We start from the raw sequence: 21,525 nt of genomic DNA on the forward strand, positions 1-21,525 counted from the left end.
CGAGAACGTCCCGTAAATCGGGATGTCGGTATTCATCCGGTACGATCCGCCGAGCGATGCCTCCGGAGCGCCATCGACCGGAAGCCGTCAGCGGGTCCGCTCGCCCTGATAGCTACCGTCGTAGGTCCCGTCGTGGTTCGCGTCCGCGAGGACGATTTGAGCCACGCGCGCGCCGCGTTCGAGTTCGACCGGGTGGTGGACCTGCAAGAGCCCCTCGCCTTTCCCCTCGTAGCCGGCGTCCCAGACGGCCGTGTTCAGCATACAGGAGTTCCGCATGAGCGACGACCGCGGGTAGATGAAGCCGACGTGGTCTTCCGGGATGTGGACCGTCTCGGCGTACTGGAGGACGTAGCCGCCGGGGTCGAGTCGGTACGTCTCGGCGTCCGGGTCGGCGAACTCGAGGGGCCGACGCTCGCCGATGGTCTTCCCTTCGCGGCCGAGGCGGCCCGGTTCGACCTGTTCGAGGACCGCTTCGAGCGTCAGGTCGACGCCGTTCGGTTGGACCTGTTCGGCCGTAACCGGCGAGATGTGCTGTGCGACGAACGAGCCAGCGCGGTGCATATCCGAACCCCGTCCAGGGGGCGCAAAACTGTGCCGAACCTCGGTCGGTCGGCGGCCCGAGGACGGTGTCGATTCCGAGGTCGTGACGGGGTCCAAACACCCCGGTTTCGGGGGGATGTGAGAGCCCGAATCGCCCTCCATCTGGGGCGGTGACGACCCCCGCGGTGACAAGTCACATGGGAGAACCAACAAGGAGTTTAATGGCCCTTAGACGCTAGAAACCCCGAGACGGCGCTATCGTTCACGTTCGAAGATAGGGAAGTACGCGGGATTTATATCCGAGGACCATCGACGTTCGGGTGTTATGGGACAGACGCTCACGGAAAAGATTCTCTCGGACCACCTCGTCGAGGGTGACCTCACCCCCGGAGAGGAGATCGGAATCGAAATCGACCAAGTCCTGATGCAGGACACGACTGGGACGATGGTGTGGCTCCAGTTCGAGGCGCTCGACCTCGACGAGGCCCAGACCGAACTCGCCGCCCAGTACTGCGACCACCAGACCTACCAGTTCGACTTCAAGAACACGGACGACCACCGCTTCCTCCGTTCCGCGGCCGGGACATATGGTGCCCACTTCTCCCGCCCCGGTAACGGTATCTGCCACAACGTCCACAAGGAGAACTTCGCCGCGCCCGGCAAGACGCTCCTCGGCTCGGACTCCCACACGCCGACGCCCGGCGGCCTCGGCCAGCTCGCCATCGGTGCCGGCGGCCTCGACATCGCTGTCGCCATGGGCGGCGGCGCGTACTACGTCGAGATGCCGGAAGTCGTGAACGTCCGCCTCGAAGGCGAACTCCCCGAGTGGTCCTCCGCGAAGGACGTCATCCTCGAGATGCTCCGCCGCGAGACCGTCAAGGGCGGCGTCGGCAAGGTGTTCGAGTACACCGGCCCCGGTGCTGAATCGCTCACCGTGCCCGAGCGAACCACCATCACCAACATGGGAACCGAACTCGGTGCCACCTCGTCGCTCTTCGAGACCGACGAGAAGACCAAGGACTACCTCGAGCGCCAGGGTCGCGGCGACGAGTACGTCGAGCTGACGGCCGACGACGACGCCGAATACGCCGACGAAATCGTCATCGACCTCGGCGACCTCGAACCGCTCATCGCCTGCCCGTCGATGCCCGACAACGTGGTTCCGGTCCGCGAAGTCGCCGGCGAGAAGGTCGAGCAGGTCCTCGTCGGTTCCTGTACCAACGGCGGCTACGAGGACGTCCTCCCGGCCGCGAAGATGGTCAAGGACCAGGAAGTCGCAAAGCACCTCGAGATGATCGTCGCGCCCGGTTCGAAGCAGGCCGGCGAGATGCTCGCCCGTCAGGGCTGGACGGCAGAGATGATGGCGGCCGGCGTCAACGTCTCCGAGGCGACCTGTGGACCGTGTATCGGTATCGGCCACGTCCCCGCCTCCGACTCCGTCTCGCTGCGCACCTTCAACCGCAACTTCGAGGGCCGCTCGGGCATCGAAGACGACAACGTCTACCTCTGTTCGCCGCAGGTCGCCGCCGCCGCGGCGCTCAAGGGCGAAATCGTCGACCCGCGCGACCTCGCCGACGAACTCGGTCTCGACGCCCCCGGCATCGAGCTCCCCGACAAGTACGACGGCTCGAAGACGGACCTCATCTACGCCGAAGACGCCATCGACGACGAGCTCATCAAGGGCCCGAACATCGGCGAGGTTCCCCTGCAGGACCCCCTCGGCTCCAACATCTCGGGTGAGACCCTCCTGAAGATGGAGGACAACATCACGACCGACCACATCATCCCGGCGACGTCCGACATCCTCAAGTTCCGCTCGAACATCGAGCGCCTCTCGGACTTCACGCTCTCGCGCGTCGACGAGACGTTCGCCCAGCGCGCCAAGGATGCCGGCACCGGCGTCCTCGTCGCGGGCGAGAACTACGGTCAGGGTTCCTCCCGCGAACACGCCGCGATGTGTCCGATGTACCTCGGCATCGAGGCCGTCCTCGCGCAGTCGTTCGCCCGCATCCACAAGGCGAACCTGTTCAACTTCGGTATCGTCCCCCTCGCCATCGACGAGGAGACCTACGCGAAGATCGAACAGGGCGACGACGTCGAAATCGTCGACGACGTTGCCGAAGCCGTCGAATCCGGCCAGGAAGAGTTCACCATCCGCGTGAACGACGACTGGGAAGCGACGGCGAACCTGCACGCCTCCGAGCGTGAGCGTCGTATCCTCACCGCCGGCGGCAAGCTCCCCCTCACGAAGCAGCAGGCCGAGGGCGGCGCTGCCCCCGCGGACGACTGAACGCGACCAACACACCTTCTCACTTTTTCGCCCGGCGAGCGGCGGCCACCGCGCGGCCGGAAGTAGTGCACCGCCCGCTCCCGTGCGCGTCTGTCTCGACGTCGGTTCCGCGTCCGTCCGACGACCGTCCACACCCGTGCCGACCGTCCGCACCCGTGCCGTCGGGCTTTTGCGTGCCAACCACGTAGCGCCGGGCGTGACGGCGTTCGACGACGCGCTCGCCGGCGACTTGGTCGTCAGGCGGGTCGACCGGGCGGACCTCCTCGACGTGCTCCGCATCGAGCGGACGTGTTTCTCCGAGCCGTGGCCGTACTCCGCGTTCGAGATGTTCGTCGACGAGCCGGCGTTCCTCGTCGCCGCCCGCGGAGACGAGGTGCTCGGCTACGTCGTCGCCGACGTGATGCCGAACCACGGCAACGACATCGGCCACGTGAAGGACCTCGCGGTCCGCCCGGAGGCCCGCGGGAACGGCCTCGGTCGGCGGCTGCTCGTCCAGTCGCTGACGGCGATGGCCATCGCGGGCGCGACGGTCGTGAAGCTCGAAGTCCGCGTCTCGAACGAGCCGGCCATCGGCCTCTACCGGAGCCTCGGCTTCGAGCCCGCCCGCCGGGTGCCGGGCTACTACGGCGACGGCGAGGACGCGTACATCATGGTCCTCGACGTGGCGGAGTGGCAGCGCGCCTGACAGGACCGCTCGCGGCCGAAGGAGCGCTTATCACGACGAGCCGCGTACACGGGTTGTGTTACCGTCCCCCACCGTGCTCTGTCTGAGTGACGACGGCGAGTTCGCGGCGTCCCTCGACTCGTCGCTGTCGTCGCTCGACGGAGCGACGACCGTCCGGCACGTCCGCACCCCCGCCGCGGCGCGCGCGGAACTCGTTTCCGCCTCGGCGGCCATCTCCTGTATCGTCCTGGCCGCCCCCACGGCGGCCGGCGACGAGGGGACGTTCGTCCGCGACATCTACGCCCAGGGTATCGACGTCCCGGTCGTCGTCGCGGCCGCCGACCAGGAGACCGCGACCCGCGCGGTCGAAGCCGGCGCGACGGACTACGTCGTCCGCGACGACGACCCCGAGACGATGTCGTGGCTCGCCTTCCGCGTCGAGCGGGCGCTCGGCGAGTGCACCCTCGCTCGGAGCCACCGGGACCGAATCGAACAGCAGCGCGTCGTCTCCGAAATCGGAACGCGGGCGCTGACCGCCGTCGACCTCGACTCGACGCTCGACCACGCCGCGAGTCGCGTCCGCGACGTGCTCGACGCCAGTTCGGTCACGATTTTCGAGGGCCTCGACGACGGCGCGTTCCGCGTCGCCGCCGCCGCGGGCTGGTCGGCGAATCGGGACCACGGACTCGCCGCGGCCGGGGGGACGCAGGCGGTCGAGACGTACCGGTCCGGGCGTTCGACGCTCGTCGACGACTTCGACGACGACGAGCGCTTCGAGCACGCGAGCGACGCGGGCCCGTCGGGACCGAAAAGCGGAATGAGCGCGGCCATCGGCGGCGACGACATCCGGTGGGGAGTCATCGCCGTCCACGGCGTCGCCAGCGGGCAGTTCTCCGACGACGACGTGCTCTTCTTGGAGAACATCGCCGCCGTCGTCGGCGCGGCGACCGAACGGCACGAGCTGAAAAGCGCCCTCTCGGAGGTCTTAGAGCGGATGGACGAGGCGGTGATGGGGTTCGACGCGGACTGGCGCGTCACCTACGTCAACTCGACGGCCGAACACGGCCTCGGGATGTCGGCCGAGGCGGTGTTGGGGACGCGAATCTGGGACTCGGTGCCCGAGTCGGCCGTCTTCCGCGAGGAGTTCGAGCGCGCGATGGAGCGACAGGAGCCGGCGACCTTCGAACAGTACTACGACCGCCTCGAAACGTGGTACGCGGTTCGGGCGTACCCCTCAGAGACGGGGCTGTCCGTCTACTTCACCGACATCACGGAGCAGTTGGAACACGAGGTCGAAGCCGAGCAGTACGGGCGGATGCTCGCGGCCGTCGCCGACGCGGTGTACGCGCTGGACGACGAGGGGCGGTTCGCGGCGGTCAACCCCGCGTTCGAGCGCCTCACCGGACTCGACCGCGACCGCGTCATCGGGTCGTCGACGGCGTTGCTCACCGAGAACGCGAGCGCGACCGACGGCAGCGACGAGGCGTTCGCGTCGACCTCGCAGGGAATCGTGGAGTTGGACCTGCGGACGCCCGACGAGGGGGTCGTCAGAGTCGAGGACCACCGGACGCCGCTGGTCGTCGGCGGGGAGGAGGTCGGCTCGGTCGGCGTCCTCCGCGACGTGACGAAGCGACACCGCTACGAGCGCCTGCTCGCGACGCTCCACGACCGGACCCGAGAGATGATGGGCGCGACCGACCGGCAGGCGGTCCTCCGGGCCGCCGTCGACGCCTGCGACGAGGTGCTCGGCGACGCCCGGACCGAGCTGTTCGTCTTCGACGAGGCGGACACGAGCCTCGTCCGGGTCGGCGCGGCCGGAACCGGCCTCGGCGACAAGCCGGTCGGGGGCGGCCTCGACCGCGGCGGGGTCTGGGACGCGTTCGTCTCCGGCGAGGTCCGGGTGGTCGAACTCGCGCCCGACGGGGGCGTCGTCGACGGCGTCGAGCGCGTCATCGCCGCGCCGCTCGGTCGTCACGGCGTCCTCGTCACCGGCCACCCCGGCACCGTCGCGCCAGACGAGGTCGACGTGGAGCTCGTGAACCTGCTTTCTGCGACCGTCGAGGAACTGCTCGACCGAATCGACGCCGAGGCGGAGCTACGCGAGCGCGACCGGCGGCTCGAGGCCCAGAACGAGGCGCTCACCCGACTCGACCGAATCAACGCGACCATCCGGAACATCAACCAGTCGCTCATCCGCGCGCCGACCCGCGGCGAGGCGCTTTCGGCCGTGGCCAAGCACCTCGTCGACGCCGACGACTACGCCATCGTCTGGCACGCAGAGGCCAGGGACGTAGACGAGACGTACCGGCCGACGAGCGACGCGGTCCACGGCGCTGACACCGCCTACGCCGACCGGCTCGGAGAGGTGGCGTCCGCTGAGCCGCTGTTTCCCCTGCTCGAAGCCGCCGTGGAGACCCGGGAGATACAGGTGGTAGCGGACGTGCTCGACGACCCCGCGTGGGCCGACCACCGAGGCGACGCCCTCAGCTACGGGTTCCGCGCTATCGCGGTCATCCCCGCGGTCGCCGACGACCGGGTGGAGGCGCTGTTCGTCGTCCACGCCACCGACCCGGACGCCTTCGCCGACGACGACGGCCTGCTCACCGACCTGGGCGAGACGGTCGGCTACGCCCTCGCGGCCACCGGGCGCGCCGACGCCATGCTGACCGAGCGCCGGACGGACGTGCAGGTACAGCTCGGCGGCGACCGGCTGTCGCTGTCGCGGCTCGCCCGGCGCGTCGGCCGCGCGGTGAGCCTCGGCGGCGTCATCCCGAACTCCGACGGCTCCGTTATCGCGTTCGTCACCAGCGACGCGGAACCCGAGGAGGTCGTCGCCGCCGGGCGGGACATCGCGACGCGCGTGCGCCACGTCTCGACCGACGACTCGGGGTCCCTGTTCGAACTCCGCCTCCCGCGGGAGTCGCTGTTCGAGACGCTGTACGCCTCGGAGGCGACCCTGCGCGCGCTCGACGCGACGCCGACCCAGACCACGCTCACCGCCGAGGTGCCGGAGCGAATCCGGGTCCGGTCGTTCGTCGACGCGCTCGACTCGAACTACCCGGGGACGAGTCTGCTGTCGCGGCGGACCGCGGACGACGGCACCGAGTCGCCGCAGACGTTCGCCGCCGAGATGCGCGAGGCGTGGACGAGCCGGCAGTACGAGTCGATTCGGGCGGCCCACCTCTCCGGATTCTACGAGTGGCCGCGCCGCAGCACCGCCGAGACGCTCGCCGAGACGTTCGACATCAGCGCGCCGACCTACCAGTACCACCTGCGCGCGGCCGAGCGAAAACTGGTCGGGCGCGTCTTCGAATGATAACATACCACATGAGAACCAGCGATACCAGCTGATTTTCAGTTACGGTTCTAGGTACCTAGAGGTGGCGCGCGCGCCACCACTAGTTGGATAGCAGCGACCGATATATTCACGAACGTCGTCGGCTCGGATGTCGGCGAGGCGCCGACGCGAACCGAACCATGGACGAAACTCGCGTGTTACCGGGCAACGATGTGGGATGGAATACGGGGACGACCGACGAGGTCGTCGCCCGACACGACTGGAGCGGACGAGACACCCTCGCGGTGACCGTCGTCACCGCGGCCGCCCAGTTGCGAGACGTGGACGCCGTCGACCTCCCGCCGCTGTCCGAGACTATCGACCCCGACGCGCTCTGCCAACTGTTCGCTCCGCTGGCGCGGGCACCGGCGACGGACGGCGGCACCCGCGGGTCGGTCGTCCCGTCGCGCGGTCGAATCGGGTTCCGGTACGCTGCCTGCGACGTGACCGTCTGGGCCGACGGAACGGTCATCGTCAAGTCCGCCTGACGCATCGACACACGAACGAATCGGTATCACCACCACCCACCACCACACGACGCGGCACCTCGTTCGGTGCCGCGAGAGCCGACCGTCGCCCGCGACCCACCCACCACCGCGCGGGCGACGCGGCCACATTTCCTTCGACGACCGACGACGCCGACGCGGCGCGACGCAACGCGACAGAGCACGACGCGAGAGTGCGACGGGTTTTGGTACACAGAGCCGCTACCGGAGGGCATGGGATACGCCTGTCCGGTCTGCGACGCGCCGCAGCGCGACGAGACGCACCTCGCGAACCACCTCGCGTTGCAGGCCATCGTCCACGGCGACGACCACGAGACGTGGCTGGACGAACACGTCCCCGAGTGGAGCGACCTGAACGCCGACTCGCTCGGCCCGCTCGTCTCCGACCTCGCCGAGGAACGGGAGTTCGACGAGGTGTTCGAGGACACGGTCGACCGCACGGGAGGCCGAGGTCACGGTCACGACCACAATCACGGCCACGACATCCCCGACCGACAGCCGCAGCAGTTCGGCGGCTCCGGTGGGTCGCAGTCGCTGTCTGGCGACGCGGCGCGCATCTTCGAGGAGGCGCAGTCGCTCACCCGCGAGATGTACGAGGAGGGAGAAGACGGCGAGGGAACCGGCGACGACGAGCACGCGGGGCGTGACGACGCCGGTGACGCCAACAGTGCCGACGACGACGTGGACAGGAAAGAGTCGTAAGTCCGGGTCCCGAATCGACTGGCGATGGAAACCCACGGGACGATTGCTCCGGCGTCACTCGACGAGGCCGAGGCCGCCTTCGACCGCGTCGGACCGACCGCACAGGTGGTCGTCCGCGAGACGGCCAAGGCGATGGACTTCGACCGCGAGGAGTACCGAGAGCGCGTGACCGGCGACGTAATCGAGACCGTCCGCAACGCGCTGTTCGCCGAGTCGCTTTCGGTCTCCGTCGGCACGCGCGACGAGTTCGACGACTGGCGCGCGGCCCACGAGCGCTACGAGGTCGTCGAACTCGGCAACCCCGACGTGGACCGCGTCGCGTGGCACGTGGTTCCGTTCGCCGAGACGGTGCTGGCGACGACGTTCCAGAACGAGGAGGACGCCGCCGTCAGTACGCTCCGACGCAACGCCTTCGGCCGCGTCTACCGCGACGCGCTCCTCGGGGAGGAAGCCGAGACCGACGAGGCGGCCGCGGCCGACGATGACGCCGCCGAGACCGACGACGACGAAACCGACGACGCGACCGGAGCGGGCCGATGACCGACGACGGCCGCCGTCACGAGCGCCTGCCCGACCCCGAGTGGCGCGTGCTGGAATCCGAAACCGAGTACGAGACCGGCTGGTTCACCGGCGGCTACGACCTCGTCGAACAGCCCAACGGGACCACGAAGCGCTACTACTGGGCCGAACTGGCGACCGCGGTGGTCGTCGTCGCCGTCGCGGACGACCACGTCGTCTTCGTCGAGCAGTACCGGCCGAACATCCGCCAGACCCAGCTCGAACTCCCCGCGGGCGTCGTCGAGAAGGGAGAGTCGTTCACCGACGCCGGACTGCGCGAACTCCGCGAGGAGACCGGCTTCGCCGCCGACTCCGCGTCGGTCGTCGGCGACGTGTGGTGTTCGACCGGCGTCCTCCGGCACCGCCGCGGCTTCGTCTTCGCCGAGGGGCTCACGCCGGTCGAACGCGACCTCGACGACAACGAGTTCCTCTCGGTCCGCGCCGTACCGGTCGAGGAGGCCATCGAGCGGGCGACCGAACCGCCGACGAACGACGCGACCGTCGAGGGCGTCCTCCTCGCCCGCGACGAGGGCCTGCTGTAGATGGTCGACGAAATCTCCCCCGCGGCGGTCGAGGAACTCCTCGACGGCGAGGACCCGCCGCTCGTCGTCGACGTGAGCACCGAGGCCGAGTTCGCGCTCGGGCACGTGCCGGGGAGCATCAACGTCCCGCTTTCCGACCTCGTCTCGCACCTCGACCGCGTCGCGGGCGCAGAGCGCATCGTCACCGTCTGTCCGCGGGGCGAGGCGAGCGTGCAGGCCGTCCGCCTGCTTTCGGCCTACGAGGGGACCGAAAACGCCCGTATCGAGAGCATGGCCGGCGGACTCGACGCGTGGGACGGCCCGCTCGAAGAGGGCACCGACGAGGGCGGACGCGACGACGGACGCCGCTGAGCGGCGGCGTCGCTGAAGCGTGACGCGGCCGCGGACACGAGCGGTCGGACGACCGACGGACTAACGGCTCGTGTGCGCTGAGTTGCTTCGAAAAATCTCGACGGCGGGCTAACTCAGAGGTCGGTCACGCGACGTTGAACCCCTTTTCGCGGAGGAAGTCCTCCACGCGGCCGCGGTGGTTGCCTTGGAGCTCGATGGAATCGTCTTCCACGGTTCCACCGCAAGCGAATTTCGACTTCAGGTCCGACGACAGGCTGTCCATGTCGACGTCCTTCGGGTCGAATCCCTCGATGACTGTAACCTCTTTTCCGTAGCGGCGCTCGTCGATGCGGATGACTATCTCCTGAGACTCTTTCGCCACGTCCTCGCAGACGCAGAGCTCTTCAGGGAGCCCGCACGTCGAGCAGACTTCCGACATTACAGTGTGGACCTACAGGATGGGGATATTAAACAGTATCGGGAGGCGGGGTCGCCGTCCCCGGCTTCAAGCGCCCGAGTCGTCCGTGGACGACGTTTCCGATTCGTCGTCCGCCGTCGCGTCGTCGGTCGTGGTCGTGCCGTCGTCGTCGGACTGCCCGTCGTCGGTGGTCACCGCGGGGGCGCTCCCGTCGGCGTCCTTCGCCCGCTTGTCGTTTCCGGGCGGCGTCTCCGGGGCGTTGCCGCGGTCGCCGTCGCCGGACGAACCCTCGGACGCGTCGTCGGTCACGCCGGTCGCGTCGGTCGCGTTTCCGGCGTCTTCACGAACGTCATCGGCGCGGCCGCTCGCCTCAGAACGCGAGTTTCCCGGGGCATCGCTCCGTCCCGCTTCGTCAGACCGCCCGTTGCGGCCGGTTTCCGACTCGTTTTCGGCGCGGTCGCGGCCGATTCCCTTCCCGGGGTTCCCCGCGATTTCGCGGGCGATTTCGGCGACTTCGGGGCCGGTGAGTTCGCTCGCGTTCGTGCGGAGCCTATCGAGTTCGGCCGTCTCGACGCCGCGCGCCGAGAGCTCCTCGGCGGGGACCGTCGAGGCGGCGTCGGCCGTCTGGTTCAGCATGCTCCGGGTGCGCTCGATGTCGGCGACCGTCTGGGTCAGCCGCGCGCGGTACTGGCCCTCCGAGAGGGTGCCGTTTTCGCGCTGGGCTTCGAGGCGGTCCCTGCGCTGTTCGAGTTCGGTGAGGCGCTCGCGCACCGTCACGACCTGCGTGGCGACGACCGCGGCCTTCGAGGCGTTCGAGTTCGCGTTCGCGAAGCGCGCTTCGAAGGTACGGCGTTCGAGTTCCCCGTCGGTCTCGGAGCCCTGCACGCCGATGACGGCGGACAGGCGCTGACCGGGGAGCGTCTCCGACGACGCGGCGCTATCGTTGGCCGCCGTGTCGTTGGTCGCGCTGTCGTTCGCGGTCGTCTGTGCGACGGGAGCGGCGGCCGAGCCATCGGTGGCCGTTATTCCCATCGGTCCGGCCGGGGCGGCGAGAGCGAGCGGTGCGCCAACCGTCGCCAGCAACACGGCGGCGACGACGGCGAGCGCAGCGGTTCGTCGACTCATCACTCTCGTTTTGGAACCCCGTTCCGATATAAACGTGCGGTCGTGCCCCCGAATCAACTCCAGTCAACGGCAGTTTGAGCGCCGCGTACGGGTCGCCGCCGTCTTCCGATTAGGGACCGACCACCGACCTAAACGGTCGTAAGGTATTTATTCCCCTTTCGAGCCGCCGCCGTCCTCGTCGTCCGCGTCGTCTTCTGGCAGACGGAGGACGTTCTCGCGGCCGAGGCGGAAGCCCTCGATGGTTCCCTCGTCGCGCATTCCGCGGACGACCTTGCTCGTCTTGGCGTCGGTCCAGTCGAGCGCGCCGGCGACCTCCTGTTGCTTGATGCGGCCGCCGCGGGACTCGATGAGTCGGAGGACCCGCTCTTCGTTGCTCAGGAGTTCCGGCGGCGGACTCGGCTCGCCGTCCTCGTCGCCCGCGGCGGAGTCGTCGTCGGCTTCGTCTGCACCGGCTCCGGCGCTCGCCGCTGCGGTCGCTGCGTCGTCGGCCGCCGCCGAGTCGGCTTCGCCCGCGCTCGCGGTGGCCGAGTCGGTGGACGCGCCGGCGTCCGTGCTGCCAGCCGCGCCGGCCGCGTTTGCGCCGCCGCTGTCGCCGTCGCCGCCGCCGAACGCGCCCCGCGAGCGGAGATAGAGCGCGCCGGCCCCGACGAGGACGACGAGAGCGAGCGCGATGAGCGCGGTGGTCGTCGGGAACGGGTCGTCGCCCGGGGCGGGCGTCTCCGAGTCGGTCGGGGTCGCCGTCGCCGTCGTTCCCGGACCGCCCGCGCCGCGTTCGAGGACGACGTTCGGCTCGCCCGAGACGAACTCGGTCTGGGAGCCGCGCCAGATGACCGTGTGTTCTCGCGTCTCGTCGCCCGCTGGTTCGACGGTCGTCGCGTCGTACTCGTCGGGCCACGAGAGGATGAGCCGGGAGCTACTGTCGAGGAAGAAGCCCTCGATGGCGTCGCCGACGACGAGGCGGTCGCCGTCGACCGCCGCGAAGTTGGACCACTCGAAGGAGTACGAGACGACGCCGAAGCTATCGGGGAGCGACCGCGTCTCCGCCGAGACCGAGACGTTCGTGGCGGCCATCTCCCGGCCGGTGGCGTTCTCGGCGGCCCCGACGGTCGAGGCGATGCGCTCCGCGAACGCCGAGGTGTAGTCGTCCGGGTTGGCCCGCACGTCGTCTCGGAGCGACTGGAAGGCATCGGTCGTGTTCTCGTCGTCGAGCCGGGTCCAGTACTGAATCTCCCAGCGGGCGTCGCCGCTCTCGGAGACCTCGACGACGATTCGCGTGCTGTCCGGTTCGACGCCCTGTTGGACGAGCGGTTCGACGCCCGGCCCGCTCGCGGTGCCCTCCTGTGCGGCCGCGGTCGGCGCGACCACGGCGAGCACGCAGAGGGCGGCACACAGGACTGCGAAGACAGCGTCTCGTGTCGCCATTGACCGTTCGTGCGAGCGCACGCAGAAAAAGTGACGCGGTTCTTCGCGCCGCTCAGTCCGCCCAGCGTCTGACGAGCGGCAGACGAGCGCGGACGACGGCGTTCGCCGCGGCCACGGCCTCGTCCGCGTCGGCGCGGGTGACGCCGTCGCCGTACTTGGCGCGCTCGTAGAGTCGGCCGACCTGTCGGGTCCGCTCGTCCACGCCGACGCGGGAGAGCGAATCGAGGTACGCCCTGACCGTCTCGCCGGGGCGGCGCGGGCGGTAGTCGCGTTCGAGGGCGAGTTCGAGGCGGTCGTACGCCCGGAACACGTCGTCCGCCGGCGAGTCGGTGCGCCGCTGATACGCCGCGGTGGCGAACCGGAGGTGCGCCGGGAGCCGGGTCCGCCTGACGCCGGCCACGACGCCGAGGAGGCCGACGAGACCGACGAATATCGTCTCCCGAGACGGCATCTCGGGGACGAGTCCGTCGTCCTCGTCGTCTTCCGTCGCGCCGTCGCCGGTCGGCGTGATGCCGAGGCGCTCGTCGATGTTGGGACCCGGCGCGCTGCTGTCGACGGGCGTCGAGTTCGTCTCGGTCCCGTTTTCCGTCGGCGTCTCGGTGTCGTTCGCGGTCGTCGTGGGCTGTTCGGTCTCGTTGGACTCGGCGTTCGTCTCGTTGGTGTCGACGCCCAGTCGACCCTCGTTTCGGGCGTCGCTGAGGGTGGTCGACTCCGCGTCCTGCCGGGGGCCGGCGGGCGTCGGGTCGAAGCGGACCCAGCCGGTGTCCTCGAAGTAGACTTCGACCCACGCGTGGGAGTCGAGGCCGCGGACGACGTAGCGGTCGCCGTCGACGCGCTCGCCGGTCGTGTAGCCGGTGACGAAGCGCGCGGGGACGCCCTCCGAACGGAGCAGCACCACCATCGTCGAGGCGTAGTAGGTGCAGTAGCCGGCGTCCATCTCGAAGAGGAACGACTCGGCGATGTCGCCGTCGGGACGGGACACCCGGAGCGAGTACTCCTTGTTGGCTTCGAGCCACTCCTCGACGGCGACGGCTTTGTCGTACGGCGTCTCCGCGTCGCCCGTTATCTCGGCGGCGCGGTCGCGGACGCGGTCGGACGTGCTGTCGGGGAGCGCGAGATACCGCTCGCGAATCTCGTCGGGGTAGTCGGTGCCCGTCCGCCGGAGCGACGCCGCGGTGTACTGCGGGACGGCGCTCGTGACGTTGTAGGTCTCGCCGATTTCGACGGCTCGGTCGGGGCGGAGGTTCCCCTGCTGGGTGACGAGCGTCTCGTTTTCGATGTCGCCGGAGACGGCGACGGGCCGCCACGCCGCGGGCATCGAGTCGAGCGGCGTCGCCGGCGTGACGGTCTGGCGGACCAAACGCGACGGCCCCTCGGGCCCGGCCAGCCGACCGCCCTCGTAGTCGCGGGTGTCGCCCGTTCTGACCCAGCCGTCGCCGGTGTAGCGGTCGAACGTCGCCGTCTGCCAGTAGTCCGGCGAGGTGCTCTGGACCTCGAAGCGGACCTGCGGCGAGAGGCTGATGCTCCCGACGATGGAGATGCGGTCGTCGGCGCTCACGAGGCTGGCCTCGACGGTCGGCTGTTCGGCCACGCCCTCGTCGGGGATGACCGGCGACCCGCCCGCGCCTGGGAGGACCGTGACGGTGGCCGAGAGGACGACCATCGCGGCGAGGACGACCGTCAGCACGTCGAGTTGGCCGCCGGCGCTCCCGAAGCGGTCGATGCCGTCGAAGCCGACCGCGGCCATGCCCGCGCCGACGCCGAGGAGCGTGAGCGTCCCCGTCGCGTCGGTGGTGAGGACGAACAGGCCGAGGCCGCTCCCGGCGACCGCGACGGCCGGCGCGATTCGCCCGCGGACCGCGAGGTACCACGCGAGGAACACCGGGCCGGGCGTCACCGCGAGCGCCCACACGTCGGCCGACAGGAGTCGGAGCGCCGAGAGGCCGCTGAGGAGCGCGAACGTGTCGGCCAAAAGGCGCTCCGGCGAGAGCAACGCGACTTGGCTCTCGGGGAGCGCGAGGAAGTACGCCGCGAAGCCGCCGGCGGCGATGAGGGCCGCGAGACCGAGCGCGTAGCGGGGGCGGAGCGTCCAGCCCACGACGGTCGCGAGGGCGAGCGTCCCCGCGGCGAGGAGGACGAACTGGTCGCGGCGACCCACGACGTTCGTGATGTCGTAGACGACCGCGAGGAACGCGCCGATGAGGACCAGCGAGGCCGCCGTCGCGAGGAGGTCGGCGGGGACGCCGAAGACGGTGTTCGTCGCGGAGGACGCCGACCCCGTCGCTGACGCCGACGCGCTCGCGGCCGACCGCGACGAGTCCGAGCCGCTCCGGTTCGTGTCCGTGCTCATCGCGGCACCTCCGGCCGTGTAGGGGCCCGGCTCGCGCCGTCAGAACGGGCACGTGGAACCGTCACGCCGACACCCCCGAGTCGGCACCGCGGGTTCCGACGCGACTCGTCGGGTTCGGCACCGACGACTCGGCCGCGTCGCGCTCGGCGCGTAGGCGGTCGAACGTCGTCTCGCGCCCGCCGAGCGTGACGTACGTCTTTCCGGCGTCGCCGCTGACGACGACCTCGGCGGTCTCGTCGGGGACCGACCCCGACCGGAGCCGCGAGAGGTGGACGAGGACGCGCCGGCGGTCGCCGGGCGTCGCTTCCACGACCCCCGCGGGCGAGGTGAGGTGGACCGGAACGCCGGCGTCGAGAAGCGCACAGCAGAGCGTCGCGGCCGCCTCCGCGGCGTCGTCCTCGTGGCCGTCGGTCGCGCCGGTGGAGACGCGAACCGCGTCGGCCGTGACCCGGTCGGAGTAGGCTTTCACCATGAGGTCGCCGGACTTGGCGCTCGACTTCCAGTGGATGTCGCGGAGCGGGTCGCCGGGGACGTACTCGCGCAGGCGGTCGAACTCGGCGCGTTCGTCGGTGCGCCCCGCGTCGGCGAGCGCCGAGAGATCTCGCCGGGCCGCCGCCCCGAGCGACCGGACCCGCGGGAAGACGAGCACTTCGGTCGTCCCGCCGGCGGTGAACGACTTCGAGAACAGCCCGAGGATGTCGCGGGCGACGACGGTCGCCGGGCCGAGCGTCGCCGGGCCGCGACCGCGGTAGGTCACCTCGTAGTCGACGCGGCCGTCGCCGACGACCGAGTCGACCGCGGTGTCGCCGTCGAGACCGGACGAGAGCGCGTCGGTCGTGGTCGCCGGAAACGGCCTGTCGGCGTCGAGGTCGAGCGAGACGGTGTGGGTCTCGCCGGGGAAGCCGTCGTCGGGCGCGACGCGCTCGACGCGGGGCGGCGAGACGCGCCAGACCTGCACCGCGCCGACGACGAGGCCGACGGCGACCGGAACGACGACGGCGTTGAGCGCCCGCGGGCCGTAGGCGACGGCGTTGGCGACGCCGACGACCACGACCGCGACGGCGACCCAGCCGCGGAGGGTGAGCTTCATCGGTCTCACTCGACCGCGACGGTGTCGAGCGCCCGCTCGACCACGTCGCGGCCGGAGCGCTCGTCGGTCGTCCGGACGCGGTGGGCCCAGACGCTCCGCACCTCGCGCTGGACGTCGTCGGGGACGACGTAGTCGCGGGCGTCGAGGGCGGCGCGGGCCTGCGCGGCGCGGACGAGCGCGATGGAGCCGCGGGGGCTCACGCCGAGGTCGGCGCGCGCTCTGGTGTCGGCGGCGAGCCGAGAGACGTAGCGCCGGACCGGCTCGCTCACCGTCACGTCGAGGATGCGCTCGCGGGCGTCGCGCACGTCGCCGGCCGACGCGACGGGTTCGAGCGACTCGATGGGGTGGTGGCCCGAGACGCGGCCGAGCAGTTCCGTCTCCTCGGCCTCGTTCGGGTAGCCGAGGTGAATCTTCTTCATGAACCGGTCGAGTTCGGCCAGCGGGAGGTCGTACGTTCGGTCGGGTTCCACGTCGTTCTGGGTCGCGATGACGGTGAAGGGGTCGGGGACGCGGCGGGTGACGCCGTCGACCGTGACCTGTAGCTCCTCCATGACTTCGAGGAGGGCGGCCTGCGTCTTCGGCGGCGCGCGGTTTATCTCGTCGCCGAGGACGACGTTTCCGAAGACCGGCCCCTCGCGGAACTCGAACTCGCTGGTCTGTTGGTTGAACACGTTCACGCCCGTCACGTCGGACGGGAGGAGGTCGGGCGTAAACTGGATGCGCTCGAACTCCCCCTCTATCGAGGTGGCGATGGCGCGGGCGAGCATCGTCTTTCCGACGCCCGGCACGTCCTCCAAGAGGAGGTGACCGCGGGCGAACAGCGCCACGATGATGTCTTCGATGGCGTCGTGGTGGCCGACGATGACGCGTTCGACGTTCTCGGAGATTCGTGTCGCGAGGTCCGACACCGCCTCGACCGAGAGCGCGGGGTCGAAGTCGGCGTCTGCATGTGCATCAGTCATTGATATCCCGGATTACCCGCCGACCGTGCCGAGAGGAACGACGGGTCTCTGTGTGCTATTATTGCTTCAGTCTACCTAACCTTGCTGGGTGTGTGCACGAGTCAACCGCGGGCGGCGAGCGAGCGGACGGCCGTCGACCGGGCCGTTCTCGGGCCGTTCCCGGGCGTTTTTATCGCTCGGCGACCCGGGTGTGGGTATGAACGCGGACGCCCAGCGGGAGGCGGTGTACGGCGCGCCGCCGGAGATGCTGGAAGTGCGGGACGACCTGACGCCGATGCTCTCGCAGTACGCCGACCTCTGTGCGGAACACGACGACGCCGTCGTGCTGTTTCAGGTCGGCGACTTCTACGAGGCGTTCTGCGGCGCGGCGGAGGCCGTCGCCCGCACCTGCGAGGTGACGCTGACCCAGCGCGAGGACTCCACCGGGACGTGGCCGATGGCGGGCATCCCCATCGACAACGCCGCGGGCTACCTCGAACGCCTGCTCGACGCCGGCTACCGGGTCGCGCTCGCGGAACAAGTCGAAGACGCCGAGGAGGCGTCCGGGCTCGTTGACCGCGCCGTCACCCAACTCATCACGCCCGGCACCGTCGTCGACGAGGAACTGCTCGACGCCGGGCGGGCGACCTACCTCGGCGCGGTCGCCCGAGGCGGCGGCGACGTCGAGGGCCGCGACAGCGACGCCGAGGACGACGCCGACACCTACGGCCTCGCCGTCGTGGACGTATCGACCGGCGAGTGCCTCGTCACCGGGGCGGACCGCGCGCTGGCGCTCGAAGAACTGGAGCGCCTCGCGCCCGCCGAACTCGTCGTCGGCCCCGACTGCGACCTCCCGGACCTCTCGTTCGACCCGATGGAGACGCCGTTCGAACCGGGGGCGTTCGACGCCGACGCGGCCCGCGAGACGCTGTCGGCGTACGCGCCCCGGCCGGACGCCGTGGTCGAATCGGACGCCGAACTCCGGGCGGTCGGCGCGGCGCTCGCCTACGCCGAGTACGCGCAGGGCGACTCGACGCTAGAGTACGTCACCCGCGTCACGCGGTTCGACCCCCGCGAGTTCCTCCAACTCGACGCGACGGCCATCCGGAGCCTCGAACTGTTCGAGTCGCGGAGCGCCCGCGCCGGAAGCACGCTGTTTTCGGTCCTCGACGAGACGGCCTGCGCGCTCGGCCGCCGCCGACTCGAGGCGTGGCTCCGCCGCCCGCTCGTCGACCGCGACGAAATCGAGGCGCGACTGGACGCCGTTGACGCCCTCTGCGACGACGCGCTCGCCCGCGCCGACCTCCGAGAGCACCTCTCGTCGGTGTACGACCTCGAACGGCTGGTCGCCCGCGTCTCCCGCGAGCGCGCCGACGCCCGCGACCTGCGCTCCCTGAAGACGACGCTCGACCGGGTTCCGAAGGTCCGCGAGGCGCTCGCCGGAACCGGTTCCGACCTCCTCGCGGACCTCCGCGACTCGCTGGACGAACTCGAAGACGTGCGCGACCTCGTCGGCGACGCAATCGTCTCCGACCCGCCCCAGGAGATTACGGAAGGCGGCGTCATCGCCGACGGCTTCGACGCCGAGCTGGACGACATCCGCGGCACCGCCGAGGCGGGCCGCGAGTGGGTGTCGAACCTCGAAGCCCGCGAGCAGGAGCGCACCGGCATCGACTCGCTGGAGGTCGGCTACAACCAGGTCCACGGCTACTACATCGAGGTGACGAATCCGAACCTCGACCGCGTCCCCGACGACTACCGGCGCCGCCAGACGCTGAAGAACTCAGAGCGGTTCTACACGCCCGAACTGAAGGAGCGCGAAGACGAGATTCTCCGCGCCTCGGACCGCGCCGACGCCCTCGAATACGACCTGTTCTGCGAGGTTCGCGCCGACGTGGCGACCGAGTCCGCCCGGATTCAGGCCGTCGCCGACGCCCTCGCCGACCTCGACGTGCTCCGGACGCTCGCGGACGTGGCGGTGGCGAACGACTACGCCCGCCCCGAGTTCCACGGGAACGCCGCCTCCTCGGCCGGCCCGACCGACGAGGACACCGGCATCCACATCGACGGCGGCAGACACCCCGTCGTCGAGCGCGCACAGGACGAGTTCGTGCCGAACCCCGCCGACCTCCCGCGGGGGAGCGTCGCGCTCGTCACCGGCCCCAACATGTCCGGGAAATCGACGTACATGCGGCAGGTCGCGCTCGGCTGCGTCCTCGCGCAGGTCGGGAGCTTCGTCCCCGCAGCGTCGGCCCGACTGCCGGTCCTCGACCGCGTGTTCACCCGCATCGGCGCGTCCGACGACATCGCGGGCGGGCAGTCCACCTTCATGCGCGAGATGAGCGAACTGACCGAAATCCTCCACAACGCCACCGGCGACTCGCTCGTCCTCCTCGACGAGGTCGGCCGCGGCACCTCCACCGCCGACGGCCTCGCCATCGCCCGCGCGGCCACCGAGTTCCTGCACGACGAGGTCGGCGCGACGACGCTCTTTGCGACCCACTACCACGACCTCACCGACGCGGCCGACGACCGCGAGGGCGTGTTCAACCTCCACTTCACCGCCGCGCGGCGCGACGGCGAAGTCACGTTCCTCCACAGCGTCGCCGACGGCCCGTCCTCGTCGTCTTACGGGGTCGAAGTGGCGCAGTTGGCCGGCGTGCCGGCGAGCGTCGTGGCGCGCGCTCGGGACCTCGTGGACGAGACTGACCCCGAGAGCGCGGACGACACCGAAGGCGATGGCGTCGCCGCCGCCGCGAACGGCGAGGTCGCCGAGGCCGCCGAAGACGGCACGCTCGCGGCCTACGTCGATGGGTTGGAGAACGGCCACCGAGAGAGCGAGAGTCCGAACCGAGCAACTGCGACGACCGCGACGGCCGAACCGACCCCCGAGCTCGAAGCCGTCGCCGAGGCGCTCCGCGAGGCCGACCTCGCGGACACTACGCCGCTGGAGGCGCTGAACCTCCTCTCCGACCTCAAAGGGAAGCTTGAATGATTCGCCGACTCGACCCGGGGACGCGCTCGAAAATCGCCGCCGGCGAGGTCGTCGCCCGCCCCGCGAGCGTCGCGGTCGAACTGGTGGAAAACGCCCTCGACGCCGGCGCGGAGACCGTCGAAATCGAGGTTGACGGCGACGGGACCGACCGAATCCGCGTCGCCGACGACGGCCGCGGGATGGCCGAGTCTGACGCCGCCCTCGCGGTCGAGCGGCACACGACGAGCAAGCTCTCGGCGGCCGACGACCTCGAAACCGTCGAGACGCTCGGCTTCCGGGGCGAGGCGCTCCCGAGCATCGCCGCGGCCGCCGCCCGACTCGAACTGACGACGAACGACGGCGGCCCGCGCGGGACGCGAGTCGTCGTCGACGGCGGCGGGGACGCGACCGACGGCGAACACGACAAGACCGTCTCGCCCGCGGGTCGGGCGCGCGGGACGACGGTCGAAGTGACCGGCCTCTTTTCGGACCGCCCGGCCCGGAAGAAGTCGCTCGCGTCGCCGAAAGCCGAGTTCGCCCGCGTCTCGGCGGTCGTCACGCGCTACGCGCTCACGCGGCCGGACGTGCGGTTCGTCCTGCGACACGACGGCCGGGAGACGCTCGCGACGCCCGGCACCGACCGCTTCGCCGACGCGCTCTTGGCGGTGTACGGCCGCGACGCCGCGAGCCACGCCTCGACGTTCGACTCGTCGCGGGAGGTCTCGGCGGCCGGCGAGACGGCCACGGTCGAGGTCGACGGCGCGCTCTGTCACCCGGAGGTGACGCGCTCCCGACGCGACCACGTCCACGTCTCGGTCAACGGCCGCGCCCTCGCCGAACCGCGGCTCCGCCGGGCGGTCGCCGACGGCTACGGGACGCTGCTTCCCGACGGACGCGAACCGGTCGGCGTCGTCCGACTCCGTCTACCGCCCGCGTGGGTCGACCACAACGTCCACCCCGCGAAGGACGAGGTAGGCTTCAGAGACGCCGACGCGGTCGCCGAGGCGGTCGAATCGAGCGTCCGCGACGCGCTCTCGACCGCGGACCTCCGGCGGAGCGGCGAGGTGGCGATGGACCTCGATAGCTCGCTCGCGCCCGTCGAGGCCGCGTCGGTGTTCGACGACCTCCGCGTCATCGGGCGCTTCCGCGGCCTGTACCTGCTCTGTGAGGCCGGCGACGAACTCCTCGTCGTCGACCAGCACGCGGCCCACGAGCGCATCAACTACGAGCGACTCCGCGAGGCGGTCGAGTCGGCGGGCATCGACGCCGTCTCCGTCGACCCGCCGGCGACCGTCTCGCTGTCGCCGACCGACGCGGCGCTCCTCGACGCGAACCGCGACCTCGTGGAGAAACTGGGTTTCCGCGTCGCCGAGTTCGGCGACGGGAGCGGGTCCGGAACCTACCGCGTCGAGGCCGTGCCCGCGCCGCTCGGCCGGCCGTTCGCCCCGGACGCGCTCGCGGACGTGGTGGCCGACGTCGCCGCCGGCGACGACGCCGACCCGCGGGACGAACTCCTCAAAGACCTCGCGTGCCATCCGTCGATTAAAGCGGGCGACGACCTCACCGACGACGAGGCCGCGCGGGTAGTCGAGCGCCTCGGGTCGTGCGAGACGCCCTACACCTGTCCGCACGGCCGACCCACGGTGCTCGCCATCGACGAGGAGACGTTCGTCCGCGGGTTCGGCCGGCGAAGCGGCCGGCTCGGGTAGCGCTCGGCGGGAGCAACCTTGCCGAGC

The 21,525-nt window shown here is 70.4% G+C and carries 17 protein-coding genes; 10 read left to right on the plus strand and 7 right to left on the minus strand.

Going from position 1 to position 21,525, the window contains the following annotated elements; all coding sequences use genetic code 11:
• Nucleotides 1-87 precede the first annotated feature (87 nt).
• A complete protein-coding gene (locus tag C5C07_RS14195; protein ID WP_004976305.1) occupies nucleotides 88-561 on the minus strand; it encodes a deoxyuridine 5'-triphosphate nucleotidohydrolase in 474 nt (157 codons plus the stop codon).
• A 304-nt stretch (nucleotides 562-865) separates the two neighbouring features.
• Between C5C07_RS14195 and C5C07_RS14200 the strand changes: the two genes are divergently transcribed.
• The 8 genes from C5C07_RS14200 (at nucleotide 866) to C5C07_RS14235 (ending at nucleotide 9,490) form a co-directional block, all read left to right on the plus strand.
• Complete coding sequence (locus C5C07_RS14200; protein WP_004976307.1) at nucleotides 866-2,830, plus strand: aconitate hydratase; 1,965 nt, start codon at nucleotides 866-868, stop codon at nucleotides 2,828-2,830.
• A 196-nt stretch (nucleotides 2,831-3,026) separates the two neighbouring features.
• Nucleotides 3,027-3,515 (plus strand): ribosomal protein S18-alanine N-acetyltransferase, encoded by a 489-nt coding sequence (rimI, locus tag C5C07_RS14205; RefSeq protein ID WP_004976308.1) that lies wholly within the window; start codon nucleotides 3,027-3,029, stop codon nucleotides 3,513-3,515.
• A gap of 82 nt (nucleotides 3,516-3,597) precedes the next feature.
• A complete protein-coding gene (locus C5C07_RS14210; protein ID WP_115805477.1) occupies nucleotides 3,598-6,810 on the plus strand; it encodes a bacterio-opsin activator domain-containing protein in 3,213 nt (1,070 codons plus the stop codon).
• 161 nt (nucleotides 6,811-6,971) lie between these two features.
• On the plus strand, nucleotides 6,972-7,319 hold the full coding sequence (locus tag C5C07_RS14215; RefSeq protein WP_004976310.1) for a HalOD1 output domain-containing protein: 348 nt from the start codon (nucleotides 6,972-6,974) through the stop codon (nucleotides 7,317-7,319).
• Between the two features lie 231 nt (nucleotides 7,320-7,550).
• Nucleotides 7,551-8,039, plus strand: coding sequence for a DUF5810 domain-containing protein (locus tag C5C07_RS14220; protein WP_115805329.1), 489 nt, complete (start codon nucleotides 7,551-7,553; stop codon nucleotides 8,037-8,039).
• Nucleotides 8,040-8,063: 24 nt separating this feature from the next.
• Entirely contained in the window at nucleotides 8,064-8,579 is a 516-nt protein-coding gene (locus tag C5C07_RS14225; protein WP_115805330.1) for a DUF5809 family protein, read from the plus strand.
• Nucleotides 8,576-9,139 carry an NUDIX hydrolase gene (locus C5C07_RS14230; RefSeq protein ID WP_004976314.1) on the plus strand — a complete coding sequence of 188 codons (564 nt, stop codon included), beginning with the start codon at nucleotides 8,576-8,578 and terminating at the stop codon, nucleotides 9,137-9,139. Before C5C07_RS14225 ends, C5C07_RS14230 begins: the two co-directional genes overlap by 4 nt.
• On the plus strand, nucleotides 9,140-9,490 hold the full coding sequence (locus C5C07_RS14235; protein WP_004976315.1) for a rhodanese-like domain-containing protein: 351 nt from the start codon (nucleotides 9,140-9,142) through the stop codon (nucleotides 9,488-9,490). It abuts the gene before it with no gap.
• Nucleotides 9,491-9,614: 124 nt separating this feature from the next.
• Here the strand turns inward: C5C07_RS14235 and yciH are convergent, their stop codons facing one another.
• The 6 genes from yciH to C5C07_RS14265 all read right to left on the minus strand — a co-directional run bounded on the left by yciH (nucleotide 9,615) and on the right by C5C07_RS14265 (nucleotide 16,836).
• Entirely contained in the window at nucleotides 9,615-9,908 is a 294-nt protein-coding gene (gene yciH / locus C5C07_RS14240) for a stress response translation initiation inhibitor YciH (protein ID WP_004976316.1), read from the minus strand.
• A 66-nt stretch (nucleotides 9,909-9,974) separates the two neighbouring features.
• Entirely contained in the window at nucleotides 9,975-11,012 is a 1,038-nt protein-coding gene (locus C5C07_RS14245) for a hypothetical protein (protein WP_004976317.1), read from the minus strand.
• Nucleotides 11,013-11,159: 147 nt separating this feature from the next.
• The gene (locus C5C07_RS14250) at nucleotides 11,160-12,434 is read right to left on the minus strand and encodes a hypothetical protein (protein WP_115805331.1); all 1,275 of its coding nucleotides are present in this window, start codon (nucleotides 12,432-12,434) and stop codon (nucleotides 11,160-11,162) included.
• Nucleotides 12,435-12,486: 52 nt separating this feature from the next.
• Nucleotides 12,487-14,784: a transglutaminase domain-containing protein gene (locus C5C07_RS14255; RefSeq protein WP_115805332.1), complete on the minus strand. Its 2,298-nt coding sequence runs from the start codon at nucleotides 14,782-14,784 to the stop codon at nucleotides 12,487-12,489.
• A gap of 61 nt (nucleotides 14,785-14,845) precedes the next feature.
• Nucleotides 14,846-15,874, minus strand: a complete 1,029-nt coding sequence (locus C5C07_RS14260; protein ID WP_115805333.1) for a DUF58 domain-containing protein — start codon at nucleotides 15,872-15,874, stop codon at nucleotides 14,846-14,848.
• Nucleotides 15,875-15,879: 5 nt separating this feature from the next.
• The gene (locus C5C07_RS14265; protein WP_004976321.1) at nucleotides 15,880-16,836 is read right to left on the minus strand and encodes a MoxR family ATPase; all 957 of its coding nucleotides are present in this window, start codon (nucleotides 16,834-16,836) and stop codon (nucleotides 15,880-15,882) included.
• A gap of 196 nt (nucleotides 16,837-17,032) precedes the next feature.
• Here C5C07_RS14265 and mutS point away from each other — a divergent pair, with 196 nt between their 5' ends.
• On the plus strand, nucleotides 17,033-19,810 hold the full coding sequence (gene mutS / locus C5C07_RS14270; RefSeq protein WP_115805334.1) for a DNA mismatch repair protein MutS: 2,778 nt from the start codon (nucleotides 17,033-17,035) through the stop codon (nucleotides 19,808-19,810).
• On the plus strand, nucleotides 19,807-21,498 hold the full coding sequence (gene mutL, locus C5C07_RS14275; RefSeq protein WP_115805335.1) for a DNA mismatch repair endonuclease MutL: 1,692 nt from the start codon (nucleotides 19,807-19,809) through the stop codon (nucleotides 21,496-21,498). Before mutS ends, mutL begins: the two co-directional genes overlap by 4 nt.
• Nucleotides 21,499-21,525 lie beyond the last annotated feature (27 nt).

This window comes from Haloferax sp. Atlit-4N (assembly GCF_003383025.1).
In the GTDB taxonomy this organism is placed as follows: domain Archaea; phylum Halobacteriota; class Halobacteria; order Halobacteriales; family Haloferacaceae; genus Haloferax; species Haloferax gibbonsii.

Bases quoted from the DNA above. Each gene is read 5' to 3' on its own strand.
- C5C07_RS14195 (WP_004976305.1), bottom strand. From the start codon at position 561: ATGCACCGCGCTGGCTCGTTCGTCGCACAGCACATCTCGCCGGTTACG.
- C5C07_RS14200 (WP_004976307.1), top strand. From the start codon at position 866: ATGGGACAGACGCTCACGGAAAAGATTCTCTCGGACCACCTCGTCGAG.
- C5C07_RS14215 (WP_004976310.1), top strand. From the start codon at position 6,972: ATGGACGAAACTCGCGTGTTACCGGGCAACGATGTGGGATGGAATACG.
- C5C07_RS14220 (WP_115805329.1), top strand. From the start codon at position 7,551: ATGGGATACGCCTGTCCGGTCTGCGACGCGCCGCAGCGCGACGAGACG.
- C5C07_RS14225 (WP_115805330.1), top strand. From the start codon at position 8,064: ATGGAAACCCACGGGACGATTGCTCCGGCGTCACTCGACGAGGCCGAG.
- C5C07_RS14230 (WP_004976314.1), top strand. From the start codon at position 8,576: ATGACCGACGACGGCCGCCGTCACGAGCGCCTGCCCGACCCCGAGTGG.
- C5C07_RS14235 (WP_004976315.1), top strand. From the start codon at position 9,140: ATGGTCGACGAAATCTCCCCCGCGGCGGTCGAGGAACTCCTCGACGGC.
- yciH (WP_004976316.1), bottom strand. From the start codon at position 9,908: ATGTCGGAAGTCTGCTCGACGTGCGGGCTCCCTGAAGAGCTCTGCGTC.
- C5C07_RS14245 (WP_004976317.1), bottom strand. From the start codon at position 11,012: ATGAGTCGACGAACCGCTGCGCTCGCCGTCGTCGCCGCCGTGTTGCTG.
- C5C07_RS14250 (WP_115805331.1), bottom strand. From the start codon at position 12,434: ATGGCGACACGAGACGCTGTCTTCGCAGTCCTGTGTGCCGCCCTCTGC.
- C5C07_RS14255 (WP_115805332.1), bottom strand. From the start codon at position 14,784: ATGAGCACGGACACGAACCGGAGCGGCTCGGACTCGTCGCGGTCGGCC.
- C5C07_RS14260 (WP_115805333.1), bottom strand. From the start codon at position 15,874: ATGAAGCTCACCCTCCGCGGCTGGGTCGCCGTCGCGGTCGTGGTCGTC.
- C5C07_RS14265 (WP_004976321.1), bottom strand. From the start codon at position 16,836: ATGACTGATGCACATGCAGACGCCGACTTCGACCCCGCGCTCTCGGTC.
- mutS (WP_115805334.1), top strand. From the start codon at position 17,033: ATGAACGCGGACGCCCAGCGGGAGGCGGTGTACGGCGCGCCGCCGGAG.
- mutL (WP_115805335.1), top strand. From the start codon at position 19,807: ATGATTCGCCGACTCGACCCGGGGACGCGCTCGAAAATCGCCGCCGGC.